This window comes from Streptomyces sp. NPDC001401, assembly GCF_042895385.1.
Taxonomy (GTDB): Bacteria; Actinomycetota; Actinomycetes; order Streptomycetales; family Streptomycetaceae; genus Streptomyces.
Genome location: NZ_JBIAWI010000005.1, coordinates 162,427 through 177,499, shown reverse-complemented (window position 1 = coordinate 177,499; position 15,073 = coordinate 162,427). Strand labels below are relative to the sequence as shown.

The 15,073-nt window shown below is 69.9% G+C and carries 11 protein-coding genes; 9 read left to right on the top strand and 2 right to left on the bottom strand.

Annotated elements, in window-relative coordinates; genetic code table 11:
• Positions 1–175: 175 nt before the first annotated feature.
• From rsmA to ACFY10_RS19175, 9 genes are all read left to right on the top strand, one after another.
• Positions 176–1,051 carry a 16S rRNA (adenine(1518)-N(6)/adenine(1519)-N(6))-dimethyltransferase RsmA gene (rsmA, locus tag ACFY10_RS19215; RefSeq protein WP_390666329.1) on the top strand — a complete coding sequence of 292 codons (876 nt, stop codon included), beginning with the start codon at positions 176–178 and terminating at the stop codon, positions 1,049–1,051.
• Positions 1,048–1,947 carry a 4-(cytidine 5'-diphospho)-2-C-methyl-D-erythritol kinase gene (locus tag ACFY10_RS19210; RefSeq protein ID WP_390666328.1) on the top strand — a complete coding sequence of 300 codons (900 nt, stop codon included), beginning with the start codon at positions 1,048–1,050 and terminating at the stop codon, positions 1,945–1,947. The genes rsmA and ACFY10_RS19210 overlap by 4 nt, the downstream gene beginning before the upstream one ends.
• Before the next feature lie 196 nt (positions 1,948–2,143).
• Positions 2,144–2,923 carry an MHYT domain-containing protein gene (locus ACFY10_RS19205; protein ID WP_390666327.1) on the top strand — a complete coding sequence of 260 codons (780 nt, stop codon included), beginning with the start codon at positions 2,144–2,146 and terminating at the stop codon, positions 2,921–2,923.
• Between the two features lie 150 nt (positions 2,924–3,073).
• Complete coding sequence (locus tag ACFY10_RS19200; RefSeq protein WP_390666326.1) at positions 3,074–5,065, top strand: nitrate- and nitrite sensing domain-containing protein; 1,992 nt, start codon at positions 3,074–3,076, stop codon at positions 5,063–5,065.
• A 222-nt stretch (positions 5,066–5,287) separates the two neighbouring features.
• Entirely contained in the window at positions 5,288–6,343 is a 1,056-nt protein-coding gene (locus ACFY10_RS19195; protein WP_390666325.1) for a peptidoglycan recognition family protein, read from the top strand.
• A 109-nt stretch (positions 6,344–6,452) separates the two neighbouring features.
• Positions 6,453–8,255: an ABC-F family ATP-binding cassette domain-containing protein gene (locus tag ACFY10_RS19190; RefSeq protein WP_390666324.1), complete on the top strand. Its 1,803-nt coding sequence runs from the start codon at positions 6,453–6,455 to the stop codon at positions 8,253–8,255.
• A 204-nt stretch (positions 8,256–8,459) separates the two neighbouring features.
• Positions 8,460–10,145, top strand: coding sequence for a PQQ-binding-like beta-propeller repeat protein (locus tag ACFY10_RS19185; protein WP_390666323.1), 1,686 nt, complete (start codon positions 8,460–8,462; stop codon positions 10,143–10,145).
• 52 nt (positions 10,146–10,197) lie between these two features.
• Positions 10,198–11,991: a PQQ-binding-like beta-propeller repeat protein gene (locus ACFY10_RS19180; protein ID WP_390666322.1), complete on the top strand. Its 1,794-nt coding sequence runs from the start codon at positions 10,198–10,200 to the stop codon at positions 11,989–11,991.
• A 269-nt stretch (positions 11,992–12,260) separates the two neighbouring features.
• Positions 12,261–12,977, top strand: coding sequence for a LuxR C-terminal-related transcriptional regulator (locus ACFY10_RS19175; protein ID WP_390666321.1), 717 nt, complete (start codon positions 12,261–12,263; stop codon positions 12,975–12,977).
• Between the two features lie 59 nt (positions 12,978–13,036).
• On the opposite strand, the gene ACFY10_RS19170 is transcribed toward ACFY10_RS19175, so the two are convergent.
• Positions 13,037–13,354, bottom strand: a complete 318-nt coding sequence (locus ACFY10_RS19170) for a hypothetical protein (RefSeq protein WP_390666320.1) — start codon at positions 13,352–13,354, stop codon at positions 13,037–13,039.
• Between the two features lie 21 nt (positions 13,355–13,375).
• Positions 13,376–15,055: a sodium:solute symporter family protein gene (locus ACFY10_RS19165; RefSeq protein ID WP_390666319.1), complete on the bottom strand. Its 1,680-nt coding sequence runs from the start codon at positions 15,053–15,055 to the stop codon at positions 13,376–13,378.
• Between the last annotated feature and the right edge of the window lie 18 nt (positions 15,056–15,073).

Below are 15,073 nucleotides of genomic sequence, written 5' to 3'. Positions count from 1 at the left end.
GGGGCCAGGGGTGCATACGCACCGTGCGTAGCTGCGGGCAGTCGTGCCGCTGGGGCGGCACCCGTCCCACAGAAAGCGGCACCCCGCACGCGCGGGCAAGCGCCCCCCACCCGGACCAGCTGCAGCGCAGGGCACCTGGCACCCCCCGCATCCATACCCCCGTACCCTTGTCGCCGTGAGCAGCAGCCCCGCCCCCGACGCCCTCCTGGGCCCCGCCGACGTCCGTGAACTTGCGGCGGCCCTCGGTGTCAGGCCCACCAAGCAGCGCGGCCAGAACTTCGTGATCGACGCGAACACGGTCCGGCGCATCGTGCGCACGGCCGACGTTCGGCCGGACGACGTGGTGGTGGAGGTCGGCCCGGGGCTCGGCTCCCTCACCCTCGCCCTGCTGGAGGCGGCCGACCGCGTCACCGCCGTCGAGATCGACGACGTACTGGCCGCGGCGCTGCCCGCCACCATCGCGGCCCGCATGCCGGAGCGCGCAGGCCGTTTCGCCCTCGTCCACTCCGACGCGATGCACGTGACCGAGCTGCCGGGCCCCGCCCCGACCGCGCTCGTCGCGAACCTCCCCTACAACGTCGCCGTCCCCGTGCTCCTGCACATGCTCGAGACCTTCCCGAGCATCGAACGCACCCTCGTCATGGTCCAGTCGGAGGTCGCCGACCGCCTCGCCGCCGCGCCCGGCTCGAAGGTGTACGGCGTCCCGTCCGTGAAGGCCAACTGGTACGCCGAGGTCAAGCGGGCCGGCGCCATCGGCCGCAACGTCTTCTGGCCCGCGCCGAACGTCGACAGCGGCCTCGTCTCGCTGGTCCGCCGCACCGAGCCGCTCAAGACCACCGCCTCGCGGCGCGAGGTGTTCGCCGTCGTCGACGCGGCGTTCGCCCAGCGGCGCAAGACGCTGCGGGCCGCGCTCGCCGGCTGGGCCGGATCGCCCGCGGCGGCGGAGGCGGCCCTCGTGGCCGCCGGGGTGTCGCCGCAGGCGCGCGGGGAGGCACTGACGGTCGAGGAGTTCGCGCGTATCGCAGAGAACAAGGAGCCGGGTCAGAAGTGAGCGTCACCGTCCGTGTCCCCGCAAAGGTCAACGTCCAGCTCGCGGTGGGCGCCGCCCGGCCCGACGGGTTCCACGACCTGGCCAACGTCTTCCTCGCGGTCGGCCTCTACGACGAGGTGACCGTGACGCCGGCCGACGAACTGCGCATCACCTGCGAGGGACCCGACGCCGGCCAGGTGCCCCTCGACCGGACGAACCTGGCGGCGCGCGCGGCCCTCGCGCTCGCCGGACGGCGGGGCATCGAACCGGCCGTGCACATCCACATCGCCAAGGACATCCCGGTCGCCGGCGGCATGGCGGGCGGCAGCGCGGACGGCGCGGGCGCGCTGCTGGCCTGCAACACGCTGTGGCAGGCGGGCGCCTCCAGGGCCGAACTCCTCGCCATCTGCGCCGAGTTGGGCAGTGACGTGCCGTTCAGCCTGGTGGGCGGGGCGGCACTGGGCACCGGACGCGGCGAGCAGCTGCGCACGCTGGAGGTCGGCGGCACCTTCCACTGGGTGTTCGCGATGGCCGACCGCGGGCTGTCCACCCCGGCCGTCTTCCGCGAGTTCGACCGGCTGGGGGAGGGGCTCGACATCCCCGAGCCCGTCGCCTCCGAGGAACTCCTCCGTGCCCTCGCGAAGGGCGACCCGGACGCGCTTGCCGCGGCCGTCTCCAACGACCTGCAGCCCGCCGCCCTCTCCCTCTTCCCCGAACTCGCCGACACCCTCGCCGCGGGTATCACCGCGGGCGCCCTCGCCGCGCTGGTCTCCGGCTCGGGCCCGACCACGGCATTCCTCGCCCGGGACCCGGAGTCGGCGGCCAAGGTGGCCGAGACACTGCGCAGTTCGGGCACCTGCCGAACGGTACGCATGGCGTCGGGGCCGGCGCCCGGGGCGACGGTGCTCAACGGCTGACAGGCGGCCGACAGCTCGCTGACAGCCACCTGACCTGCATAGATATGCGCACCCGGTGTTAGCTACGCCACAGTAATTTAATGTTCAGCAATCGGCCTCCTGGTCCCTTTCGTGCCCTCTGTTCCAGAGGGCGGGCTGGCATGATCCAGCCAACCCCGGTCCTCGTTACCGGCGGTACTCCCGAGAGGAATCCCCCATGGGCCACATGGATCACTTCAGCGCCGGATGGGTCACCCCAGTCCTGTCCTACGCGATGGCCTGCCTCGGTTCGGCGCTCGGACTGCGCTGCACCGTCCGGGCGCTCGAGGCGGACGGCGCCTCCAAGCGGAACTGGCTGGTCCTCGCCTCCGTCGCCATCGGCTCCGGCATCTGGACCATGCACTTCGTCGCCATGATGGGCTTCAGCGTCGAGGGCACCCCGATCCGCTTCGACGTACCGCTGACCGTCCTCAGCCTGCTGATGTCCGTCGGAGTCGTCGCGGCCGGCGTCTTCACCGCCGGGTACGGGCGTTCGCGCGTGACGTCGGTCGTGTTCGGCGGGCTCGGCACCGGGGTCGGCGTCGCGGCCATGCACTACACCGGCATGGCCGCGCTCAACCTGCACGGCGCGGTGAACTACGACCCGGGGCTCGTCATCGCCTCCGTGGCGATCGCGGTCTTTGCCGCCACCGCTGCGTTGACGCTGACGCTGGTTGTTCGGGGGCCGGTGCTTGCTGCTCTTGCTGCGCTGGTCATGGGGCTTGCGGTGAGCAGCATGCACTACACCGCGATGTATGCCGTGAGTATTGATCTGGCGCCCAGTAGTGCGACGTTGGGCGGTGCTACCGCCACGGAGTTCATTTTTCCGCTGGCTGTGGTGCTGGGGTCGTTTCTGTTTCTGGCCTCTGCGTACGTTGCGCTGTCGCCTACCGGCAAGCGTCACGAGAACTCTGCTGCCGCGGAGTTGTTGCGTGAGGTTGAGCTGACTACGGCGTAGGTGGTGCCGCTTTCGGTTGTCTGCCGTCTGCGGGTTTGTTGTGGCTGGTCGCGCCCACGCGGCGGAGCCGCAAATCGATGCAGCCCCGCGCCCCTAAAGGCGGTGCCGGAACCGGTAGCCAAAGAACTCACCCTGAACGAGGTCCCTCCCATGCGTCTTCTCCGTGCGTCCGGCCGGCTGCGTCCCAGATCGGTCAGGGCGAAGATCGTCTCGCTGCTCATGCTGCCCATCGTGTCTCTCATGGCGCTGTGGGGCTTCGCCGCTGTGACCACCGCGTCCAGTATCGGAGCGACCGAGCGGGCCAAGGACGTCAACTCCGAACTGCTCGCCCCCGTGGGCGACTTCGTCACCGCGCTGCAGGCCGAGCGGACCGCCGCGCTGCGGTACGCAGGCGCGCCGGGCGCCTTCGCGAGCGCCCGCACGGTCACCGACAAGGCCGGGGCCGCCCTGCTCGACGGCATCAATGCCGCCAGCTCCGATGCGGCCCTGCTGAACGCGAGCCTGCCGGGGCGTATCGACCGTCTGAAGTCCGACGCCGCCGCCCTGACCGAACTGCGCACCACGGCAACGGAGAAGGGAGCGGCGCCCGCCGCCACGTACACGAAGTACTCCGCGATCATCGAGCACGGCTTCCTGGTGACCGGGGCGCTCACCGGCGACCGCTCCACCGACGCCGCGTCCGAGGCGCGCGTGGTGCTCGAACTCGCCCGCGTGCGTGAGGCGGTTGCCCAGGAGCAGGCGCTGCTGGGTGCCGCCGGGACGCGCGGTGTGCTGACGCAGGCGCAGTACGCCCAGTTCGTCGGCGCGGTCGCCACCCAGCGGGAGCTGCTGGAGCCGGCGGTCGCCGATCTCAAGTCCGCGCACCAGAAGGCGTACCGGAACGTCCTGGACGGCGACGGGTACGCGCGCGTGCAGGCCGTGGAGAACCGGGTGCAGAGCGCCGGGCCGGGGGCGACGGCGGTGACCGCGGGCTCCCTCAAGGGCTGGGACGCGGCGGCGTCCGGCGTCCTCAAGGGGCTCACGGCGGCCGAGACGGGAGCCGGTACGGGGGCCACGGCGAAGGCGGACCCGTTCGGCTGGAACACGCTGGGGGCGTCGGGGATCGCCGTGGTGCTCGGCCTGGTCGGTGTGCTGCTGTCGCTGCTGGTCTCCGTGCTCGTCGGCCGCGGTCTCATCGTCGAGCTCCTCGACCTGCGCAACGACGCCCTGGAGGTGGCCGGGCGCCGGCTTCCGCAGGCCATGCGCAAGCTGCACGCCGGGCAGGGCGTCGACATCGACGCCGAGGCACCCATGCGCCGTCTGGTCGGCGACGAACTCGCCCAGGTGGGCACGGCGTTGACCGCCGTCCAGCGGGCCGCGCTCAAGGCGGCCTCCGAGCGGGCCGAGCTGCTCAGCGGGATCTCCGGGGTGTACGTCAGCCTCGCGCGCCGCAGCCAGGTGCTGCTGCACCGCCAGCTGGACCTGCTGGAGGGGATGCAGCGGCGTCAGCAGGACCCCGTCGAACGCCAGGACCTGTACCGGGTGGACTACCTGGCCACCCGTATGCGGCGGCACTCCGAGAGTCTGCTGATCCTCTCCGGTATCGCGCCGGGCCGCGGCTGGCGCGACCCGATCCCCCTCGCGGACGTCCTGCGCGCGGCCGTCGCCGAGATCGAGAACTCGCCCCGCGTGCAGATCTGGGCGGTGCCCAAGGTGTCCGTGGTCGGCGGCTCGGTCGCCGACGTGATTCATCTGCTGGCCGAACTGGTCGAGAACGCGGCCGCGTTCTCCCCGCCGAGCACCAAGGTGCAGCTGCGGGCGGCACGGATGCGCGACGGTGTGCTCATCGAGGTCGAGGACAGCGGCTTCGGCATGAACGAGGACGCCCTCGCCGAGGCGAACCGCAAGATCCAGTCGGAGAAGGTCGACCTCCTCGACGCCAAGCAGATCGGACTGTTCGTGGTCAACCGGCTCCGGGAGCGGCAGGGGCTGCGGGTCGAGCTGCGGTCCTCGCCGAACGGCGGGGTGACGGCGGCCGTGTTCATCCCCGAGAACCTGACGCGCGACGACATGCCGGTGGGCGAACGCGCGGCAGGCGGGCGCGGGCTGGCGCCGGCCTCGGCGCTGATCACGCGGAACCAGACGGGCGCCGCCGGAGCGTGACGCCGTACGCGATCTTCACCGGATTTCCACGCCAAAGGGCAAGATTTCCACGGAGTTGTACTGCAATCGCAGTACTGATGGGGCGTGTGGGGCGAATAGGGTCGGTTGAGAATTCAAGCGCCCGGTGTGGCGCGCCCCCATTTGTACAGCCGAAGGGTCACGCACGTGTCCGAATCCCCCACACCTGACCACCGTAGGAAGCGCTCTCTGTCCCGTCGTGGCGTGATCGGTGCCGCCGCGGCCGTGGCCGGCGCGGCCGCCGTGACCCCGGCGGTCTTCGCGGCCACCGACTCCGGCTCCGGCGACGGTGACGGCACCGGGTCCGGCTCCGGCGGCTCCGGTACGACTCCGGAGAAGTTCCCCGCCACCCGGACCGAGGCCGCCACCGGCACCGGCGAGGCCACCACCGCCTTCGCCGCCTCCTACGTCGGTCTGCGCTGGTCCGGCGCGAAGGACGGCGCCGCGATCCGCCTCGCGGACGGTGACTGGCAGACCGTGACCGCGGGCTGCTCGGCCGTCGAGGACGGGGGCAGCGCGCTGGTGGCGGCCCAGAACGCCACCGCCTATGAGGTGAAGGCGTCGGGCGGAGTGTCCGACGTGGCCTCGCTGGCGATCGACGTCACCGACGGCCCCGGCCGCACCTTCCACGTACCCAGCGAGCCGACACGCGTACGTGGTGTGCGCTACCTTTCCCGCCCGGCGTGGGGCGCCGACGAGTCCAAGCGGTACAAGGACGGCAAGGTCAACTCGCCCGAGAAGTACTACCCGTTGCAGATCATCACGGTCCACCACACCGCTACGCCGAACAACGATCCCGACCCCGCTGCGACGGTACGCGCGATCTACGAGCTCCACGCGATCACCAACGACTGGGGCGACATCGGCTACCACTTCCTCATCGACGAGTCCGGCACCGTCTACGAGGGCCGATACTCCGGCGACGACGGCATCCCCGCCTTCAACCCGGACGGCGACCTCGTCACCGGCTTCCACTCCGTGGGCTACAACTCCGGCGCCCTCGGCATCGCCCTCATCGGCACGCTTACGGAGAACGGCCCCACGGACGCGGCCAAGGCGTCCCTGACCCGGCTGATCAAGGTGATCTGCCGGTTCAAGGGCCTCGACCCCCAGGCGAGGGTCACCTACGTGAACCCCGTCAACGGCACGAAGAAGGACACGAACACCATCGGCGGGCACCGCGACTACTTCGCCACCGAGTGCCCCGGCCAGGTGATGTACGACCTGCTCGGCGAGATCCGCGCGGCCGCAGCCCGCTGATCTGCGGTGATCCGCCGTGGGATCGGTCACCGACCGGCGCACATTAGGCTGGGAGGCTGACCCCCGCGGCGGAGCCGCATGTCGATACAGCCCCCTGGGCAGGAGCGAAATGGCCGTCAATCTGGTCAATGTCGAGAACGTCAGCAAGGTGTACGGCACTCGTGCCCTGCTCGACGGTGTCTCGCTCGGCGTCTCCGAAGGGGACCGTATCGGCGTCGTCGGTCGCAACGGGGACGGCAAGACGACCCTCATCCGGATGCTGGCCAAGCTGGAGGAGGCCGATACGGGGCGGGTCACCCACTCCGGCGGGCTCCGCCTCGGTGTGCTCACCCAGCACGACTCCCTCGACCCGCAGGCCACCGTCCGGCACGAGGTCATCCGGGACATGGCAGACCACGAGTGGGCGGGCAACGCCAAGATCCGGGACGTGCTGACGGGGTTGTTCGGCGGGCTCGACCTGCCCGGCTTCCCGCAGGGCCTCGACACCGTCATCGCGCCCCTCTCCGGCGGCGAGCGGCGTCGTATCGCGCTCGCCAAGCTGCTCATCGAGGAACAGGACCTGATCGTCCTCGACGAGCCCACGAACCACCTGGACGTCGAGGGCATCGCCTGGCTCGCCCGCCATCTGCGCGAGCGCCGGTCCGCGCTCGTGTGCGTGACGCACGACCGGTGGTTCCTCGACCAGGTCTGCACGCGCATGTGGGACGTGCAGAAGGGTGACGTCTACGAGTACGAGGGCGGCTACTCCGACTACGTGTTCGCCCGCGCCGAGCGCGAGCGCATCGCCGCGACCGAGGAGGTCAAGCGGCAGAACCTCGTGCGCAAGGAGCTGGCGTGGCTGCGGCGCGGCGCACCCGCCCGTACCTCCAAGCCCCGCTTCCGCGTCGAGGCCGCCAACGAGCTCATCAAGGACGTACCGCCGCCCCGGGACAGCAGCGAGCTGATGAAGTTCGCCTCGTCGCGGCTCGGCAAGACTGTCTTCGACCTCGAGGACGTCACCGTGCAGGCCGGCCCCAAGGTGCTGCTCAAGCACGTCACCTGGCAGCTCGGCCCCGGCGACCGCATCGGCCTGGTCGGCGTCAACGGCGCCGGCAAGACCTCCCTCCTGCGGGCCATGGCCGAGGCGGCACGGACCGAGGGCGAGACGCAGCCCGTCGGCGGGCGGGTGGCCGTCGGCAAGACCGTCAAGCTCGCCTACCTCTCCCAGGAGGTCGCCGAGCTGAACCCGAACCTGCGGGTTCTGGAGGCCGTGCAGCAGGTGCGCGAGCGCGTCGACCTCGGCAAGGGGCGGGAGATGACCGCCGGGCAGCTGTGCGAGACGTTCGGCTTCAACAAGGAGAAGCAGTGGACGCCGGTCGGGGACCTGTCGGGTGGTGAGCGCCGCCGACTCCAGCTCCTGCGCCTGCTGATGGACGAGCCGAACGTCCTCTTCCTCGACGAGCCGACCAACGACCTCGACATCGAGACCCTGACCCAGCTCGAGGACGTCCTCGACGGCTGGCCCGGCTCGATGATCGTCATCTCCCACGACCGGTTCTTCGTCGAGCGCACCACGGACCGCGTCTTCGCGCTGCTCGGCGACGCCACCCTGCGGATGCTGCCGCGCGGCATCGACGAGTACCTGGAGCGGCGGCAGAAGATGGAGGAGGCGGTCGCGGCCGCCTCGCCCGTCGCGGCCAAGGCCGCCCCCGAGAAGAACGCCGCCGACCAGCGCGCCGCGAAGAAGGAACTCCAGAAGATCGAGCGGCAGTTGGACAAGGTCTCCGAGCGGGAGACCAAGCTGCACGCCCAGATCGCCGAGAACGCCACCGACTTCGCCAAGGTGGCCGAACTCGACGCCCAGCTGCGGGACTTGGCGGGGGAGCGCGAGGACCTGGAGCTGCGCTGGCTGGAACTCGCCGAAGACGCGTGAAGGCCGGGTGAAGGCCCATAACGACGGCATCACGGGCCGGTTCTCCCTTGGGAACAGGGGCTGAACCGGCCCGGTGCGCTGTCAGTCGCGAGTGATACAAAGAGCCGTCTGAGAACTTTCTGAGTACGACTCTGAGTCCAATACGTACCTCTACGTACCTCAGGGCGTGGCTAAAAATCAGTGACTGAACGGGGGAACGCGCTGATGACCCAGCCGCCCAACCAGCCGCCGCAGGGCGGATTCGGGGCCCCGCCCCCACCACCCCAGGGCCTACCGCCGCAGCCCGGTTACGGCTACCCCCAACAGCCCGGCCCCTACGGCCAGTCCGGCCCGTATGGCCAATCCGGCCCCTACGGCCAGTCCGGCCCGTACGGGCAGCCGCAGCAGCCCGGCCCGTACGGAGCACAGCCCGGTTACGGCTATCCGCCGCAACCCCAGTACCCCGGCGCGCCCGGCACCCCGCCGCCCGGCTCCGGCAACCCCTTCAAGGGCAGGCCCGGTCTGGTGATCGCCGCGGCCGTCGCCGCGCTGGCCGTCATCGGCGGCACCGTCTACGCCGTGACGAGCGGGGGCAACGACAAGAAGCCGGTTGCCGAGCAGAGCGGCGACGCCAAGCCCACCACGTCCGGCTCGGGCGACTCCGGTGGCAGCGGCGGCGGTTCGGACCCCGAGGGCCTCAACTCGGGCCGCCAGGCGGGCGAGGCGAAGGTGCTCTGGTACAAGTCGCCGCCGGACGCACCCGGTGCGGGCGCCGAGGCGCCCGGCATGTGGATCACCGACAAGGCGGCGGTGAAGGCGGCGTACAAGCAGGTCTTCGCCTTCGACGTGGCCGACGGCAAGCCGGCCTGGGACACCGTCACCTTCCCGCAGAAGATCTGCGCGGTCACCCCGCAGAAGTCGGCCGACGACAAGATCGTGGTGGCCTACGAGAGCGGCACCGGCCAGCGCGCCAAGTGCAACAAGCTCCAGCAACTCGACCTGAGCACCGGCGCCAAGGGCTGGAGCGGCACGCTCGCCGAAGGCGCGCTGTTCGACAGCACCATCAACATCTCCCTGACCATCACCGGCCGGACGGTGCTGGTGGGCCGCGCGCAGTCCGCGGTGGCGTACGACATCGACAGCGGAAAGAAGCTGTTCGACAAGGCGAAGTACGGCGACGCCTGCTTCCCGACCGCGTTCGCCGGCGGCAGCAGGATGATCTCCGTCGCGACCTGCGACGCAAGTGGTTCGAAGGAGCACGACGAGATCCAGGAGCTCGACCCGGCGACCGGCAGGGCCAAGTGGACGCAGAAGTTCGACAAGGGCTGGTCGGTCGCGCGGACGTACTCCGTCGACCCGCTCGTCGTCTACAGCACGAACCAGGACAAGAAGGCCTGGAACATCTCGGCCTTCGACTCGAACGGCAAGTTCCGCTCCCAGGTCGGCTTCGACGAGAACTTCGGCCCCCAGTGCGGCTGGGCGCTCCTCGAGCGTGACCTGCAGGGCTGCAAGGGCGTGACCGCCGACGCGAACACCCTGTACCTGCCGACCGACGCGACGACCGGGGCGAACGAGATCGTCGCGATCAATCTCGCGAGCGGCAAGGAGAAGTGGCGCGTCAAGTCCCCGGAGGACGAGTCGATGCTGCCGATGAAGGTGGACGGCGGCAGGCTCATCGCCTATGTGCAGCCGTCGTACGACGCGGGCGGCCAGGTCGTGTCGATCGCGACGAGCGGCTCGGGCCACACACCGGTGAAGCTGCTGCAGAACCCGCGGAGCACGGCGGAGCTCGAGAGCGCCGTCTTCTCCAAGGACTTCGACTGGGTCGACGGACGCTTCTACCTCTCGCCCACCCGCCTGAGCGGAAACGACGACTCGAAGGGCAAGTTGATGCTCGCCTACGGCAAGTGACCTCTCCCCAGGCCCCGTCGTCCCCGCCGCCCGCTCACGAGGTACCCACGCCATGACCCAGCCCCCGCCCCCGCCGCCCCACCAGCCCCCGCAGCAGGGCGGCTTCGGCCCGCCCCAGGACCAGCGCCCGCCGCAGCCACCCCCGCAGCAGCCGGGATACGGCTATCCCCAGGCACCGCCGGCTCCACCAGCTCCGCAGCAGCCCGGGTACGGCTACCCGCAGGCGCCCCAGGCGCCCCAGGCGCCCCAGGCGCCGCAGCAGCCGTACGGCAACCCGGTCCAGCAGCCGAACCCCTACAGCACGCCCGCGCCGCCGTACGGCCAGCCGCCGAACCCCTATGGCGGGCAGCCCGGTTACGGCTACCCGCAGGCGCCCGCGCCGCCGTATGCGCCCGGAGGGCAGCCCGGGGGCGCGGGGAAGAGCAAGTTGCCGGTGATCATCGTCGCCGCGGTCGCCGCCCTCGCGCTGGTCGCCGGCGGTGTCTGGTACGCCTCGTCCGGCAAGGACGACGGCAAGAAGGACACTTCGAGCTCCAGCGGCGGCACCGGCGGCGGTACCGGGGGCACCGGCGGCAACACGGCCAAGGGCGACGAGAAGGTGCCCGCCGACACCGGCGCGCAGATGCTGTTCAAGGTCCCGGCGCCCAAGGTCGACGACACCACTGTGGTGTCCGGTTCGTGGCTCACCGGCAAGGCGTATGTGAAGAGCGGCGTCGCCGCGATCGACGCGTACGACCCCGACAAGGGCACCAAGCTGTGGACGATCAAGCTGCCCGGCCCGGTCTGCACGTTCAGTGCACACACCACCGACGACGACAGGACGGCCGTCGTCTTCCAGCCCAGGATGCCGGCGAAGGGCAGGACGGCGGGCTGCAGTCAGGTCGCGGCGATCGACCTGGACGCGGGCAAAAAGCTGTGGACGAAGTCGATCGGCTCCGGCGGCCGGACGATGACCTTCGAGAACGTCACCGTCAGCGCGACCACGGTCGCCGCGGGCGGCAACTACGGAGGCGCCGCCTTCGACCTCTCCAGCGGCAGGCAGCTGTGGGCCCCGAAGCCGAAGGACAACTGCGTCGACGCCGGGTACGGCGGCGGCGACAAGCTGGTCGCGGTGCTCAAGTGCGGCTCGTTCAACGATCCGCAGCTGCACATCCAGACCATCGACCCGCAGTCCGGGGAGACGATCTCGGAGTACAAGCTGGCCACGGGCATCGAGTACGCCGCCGTCGTGTCGACGAACCCGCTGGTCGTGGCGGCCGACGTCGGCAACAGCGCGGGCGACGGCAGTGAGATCTCGGACTTCTTCTCCATCGACAACAAGACCGGCAAGCTGATCACCCGGATCTCGGCACCGGGCAAGGGCTACGCGGCCCGCTGCGACGCGATCTCCGAGCTCGAGCACTGCACCGGTGTCGCGGTCGGCAACGGCAGGCTGTACCTCCCGACCGAGGAGCACGACGGCGACGGCTTCAACCAGACCAACGAGATCGTCGCGTTCGACCTGGCCACCGGCAAGCAGAACGGCCAGCGCGCCGACGCCGGCGACGGCTACACGATCAGCCCGCTGCGCATGGACGGCGGCAACGTGATCGCATACAAGCGCCCTCCGTACAACAAGGGCGGCCAGATCGTCAGCATCGACGGCGGCTCCTTCAAGGAGACCAAGCTGCTGGAGAACCCGGCGGCGGGGAAGGTGCGGGACCTGGAGACCACCATGTCGCCGGACTACACCGAGATCCTCTACTCGCAGGGCCACCTGTACATGGCCGGCCAGTTCGCCGACAAGCTGTCGAGTTCGGTCTCGGGGGAGAAGGTCCTGGCCCTCGCACTGGGCGCCGGTGCCTGAACCACTTCTCAGCTGCTACGGTCCCGTCCCTGGTCAGGGGCGGGACCGTGCGCGTACCGCCCATCACCCTCGAATGCGCGGAAAGCCAGAAATTCCGTCGATCAGGGGCAGTTCTCACCGGTAGGGGGAGCGCAATGTCGAACAAGCGTGTAGCTTCCGGGGGCATGAAGAGCGGGGGAGCCGGGAGGGGGCTCCTGTCCGTGCGGACCAGTGGGCATCCATAGTGGGGCATTCATGGAGATCCATTGGGGGGACTGGGGGGTTGCTCGATGGGAGTTCGGCTCATGGTGGTCGACGACCACCGATTGCTCGCCGAGGCACTGGCCTCGGCGTTGAAGCTGCGGGGGCACCGGGTGCTCGCCGCGGCGGCGCCTGCCGCGGGCGCGGCGGAGCTGGTGATCACCCGTGCGCCGGAGGTGTGCCTGATCGGTACGGCGACACCGGCCGAGCCGGGCATCTTCGACCCGGTGGTGAAGATCAAACGGGAGCGTCCGCAGGTGGCGGTCCTGGTACTGGGCCCGGTACCGAGTCCGCGCGGCATAGCCGCCGCCTTCGCCGCCGGCGCCTCGGGCTACGTACGCCATGACGAGCGCATAGAGGGTGTCGAGCGCGCCATCATGAAGGCCAGGGCGGGCGAGGCGGCGGTGGCCCCGCAGCTCCTCCAGGGAGCCTTCAGCGAACTGCTCAATCCCGCCGCCCAACCGGACGACGAGGGGCAGCGCCTGCTCCAGATGCTCACCCCGAGGGAGGTCGAGGTCCTGGTCAGGGTCGCCGACGGTGAGGACACCCGCCTGATAGCGGCCGGCATGGGCATCGCCCCCTCCACCGCCCGCACCCACGTCCAACGCGTCCTGATGAAACTGGGCGTCGGCTCCCGCCTGGAGGCAGCGGCCCTGGCGGCGCGGACGGGGTTGTTGGACAGAGCGGGGCCGGTAACCCATTCGGCGCCGACGGACGCCGGGGCGGCGGGACCGGAGGTCCCTTAAGGGGCGCGACCAAGCCCCCACGCACCCGCACCCGGCAAACGGCCATAAGGCCAACGGCGCTATTCCGCCTGCTCCTCCGGAGGAGCAGGCGGAATAGCCGGCCGCAACTTCAGCCAGGCCAGGAAAAAGATTCCAAGAAGCAGCATCCCGATCCCGGTCCACAGGTTGATATTGACCCCCTGCGCCTTGTCGATCGCGGCCTGGTCGTCGGTGATCCCCGCGATCGTGACGATGACGCCGTACAAGACGAACAGCCCGCCGATGATCCGCCGCAGATCGAAGATGCGCGCGGCCGTCGCGGACTTCTGCTCGAGCTCGGTGACTTCCCGCTGGACGTCCTGCTCGGAGTACCCGGAGTGCTCGGAAAACTCAGCCATGGTCTCTCAATCCTCCCGCGTTCAGAGCGAGAACGGGATGTAGCAGGCGGCAGCCAGGACAACCGCACCCCACCCCAGCAGGGCCGGCCTGCGGTACCAGGCGTCGTCGCCCGCGGCGGGCGGCTCGGCCATGCCGGGGGACCGGGTGCCGTACACGAGGCCCTCCAGCTCCTCGGCCGGCTTCGGCGAGGTGAACAGCGACACGACGACCATCACCACCGCACCCGCCACGAACCCGGCGATCGCGGACACGAAGTTGGCGCCCTGGTCGGTCGGGATGCCGATGATGTCGTGCTTGTAGAGGACGAAGTAGTTGACCATCGCGGTCACCGTGCCGGCCAGCAGCCCCCAGAAGCCGGACTTCGTGGACGCGCGCTTCCAGAACATGCCGACGATGAAGACGACGAACATCGGCACGTTGAAGAAGGAGAACAGCGTCTGGAGGTAGCTCATGATGTTCGAGAAGGACGAGGCGAGGAACGCCGTGCCCACGGAGGCGGCGACCCCGATCACCGTGATCAGCCGGCCGAAGCGGACGTAGTACTCGTCCTCGCGGCCCCTGACCACGTACCGGCCCCAGATGTCGTTGGTGAACACCGTGTTGAAGGACGACACATTGGCCGCCATGCCCGCCATGAACGCCGCGAGCAGACCGGTCACCGCGATACCGAGGACGCCGTTGGGCAGCAACTGCTCCATGAGGTAAGGGATCGCGTCGTTGTACTGCAGGTCGGAGCCGGAGGTGCCGATCTTCGGGACCAGGACCGCCGCCACCAGACCCGGGATCATCACCAGGAAGACGATGAAGATCTTCGGGTACGCGGCGATCAGCGGCGTGCGCTGGGCCGCCGACAGGTTCTTCGCGGACAGCGCCCGCTGCACCTCCGCGAAGTTCGTCGTCCAGTAGCCGAAGGACAGCACGAAACCGAGGCCGAGCACGATGGTCAGCCAGTTCGCGCCCAGCGGGTTGCTGCTGCCGATGCCGGTGCCGCCCCACGCGGTGGTGAAGTTCGCGCCGTGGGTCGCGGTGAGCTTGTCGGTCAGACCGTCCCAGCCGCCGACCTTCTTCAGGCTCAGCACGACGATCGGGATGAGGGCCGCGAGGATCACGAAGAACTGCAGCACCTCGTTGTAGATCGCGGACGACAGGCCACCGAGGGTGATGTACGCCAGCACGAAGGCGCCGGCGACGACGATCGCCACCCACTGCGGCCAGCCCAGCAGCGCCTCGACGACGATCGCGAGGGCGTAGAGGTTCACACCGGCGATCAGGATGGCGGCGAAGGCGAACAGAGCCGAACTCAGCAGGTGTGCCCATTTGTCGAAGCGCAGCAGCAGCATCTCGGGGACCGAGCGGACCTTGCTTCCGTAGTAGAAGGGCATCATCACCAGGCCGAGGAAGACCATGGCGGGGATCGCGCCGATCCAGTACCAGTGCACGGTGTAGGCGCCGTACTGCGCACTGTTCGCGGCCATCCCCAGGATCTCGGTGGCGGCCAGGTTGGCCGAGATGAAGGCGAGACCGGTGATCCAGGCGGGCAGTGAGCGCCCGGAGAGGAAGAAGTCGAGGCTGGTCTTCACCGACCGGCGGGCAGCGAATCCGATGCCGAGGACGACGGCGAAGTAGATGCCGAGGATCGTGTAGTCGAGCCAGTTCGTGGGGAGTCGGAGCTCGGCGGCCAGATATGTGGGGGTGCGCATGCACGTATCTATGCCCTC

Bases quoted from the DNA above. Each gene is read 5' to 3' on its own strand.
- ACFY10_RS19205 (WP_390666327.1), top strand. From the start codon at position 2,144: ATGGGCCACATGGATCACTTCAGCGCCGGATGGGTCACCCCAGTCCTG.
- ACFY10_RS19200 (WP_390666326.1), top strand. From the start codon at position 3,074: ATGCGTCTTCTCCGTGCGTCCGGCCGGCTGCGTCCCAGATCGGTCAGG.
- ACFY10_RS19190 (WP_390666324.1), top strand. From the start codon at position 6,453: ATGGCCGTCAATCTGGTCAATGTCGAGAACGTCAGCAAGGTGTACGGC.
- ACFY10_RS19185 (WP_390666323.1), top strand. From the start codon at position 8,460: ATGACCCAGCCGCCCAACCAGCCGCCGCAGGGCGGATTCGGGGCCCCG.
- ACFY10_RS19180 (WP_390666322.1), top strand. From the start codon at position 10,198: ATGACCCAGCCCCCGCCCCCGCCGCCCCACCAGCCCCCGCAGCAGGGC.
- ACFY10_RS19175 (WP_390666321.1), top strand. From the start codon at position 12,261: ATGGGAGTTCGGCTCATGGTGGTCGACGACCACCGATTGCTCGCCGAG.
- ACFY10_RS19170 (WP_390666320.1), bottom strand. From the start codon at position 13,354: ATGGCTGAGTTTTCCGAGCACTCCGGGTACTCCGAGCAGGACGTCCAG.
- ACFY10_RS19165 (WP_390666319.1), bottom strand. From the start codon at position 15,055: ATGCGCACCCCCACATATCTGGCCGCCGAGCTCCGACTCCCCACGAAC.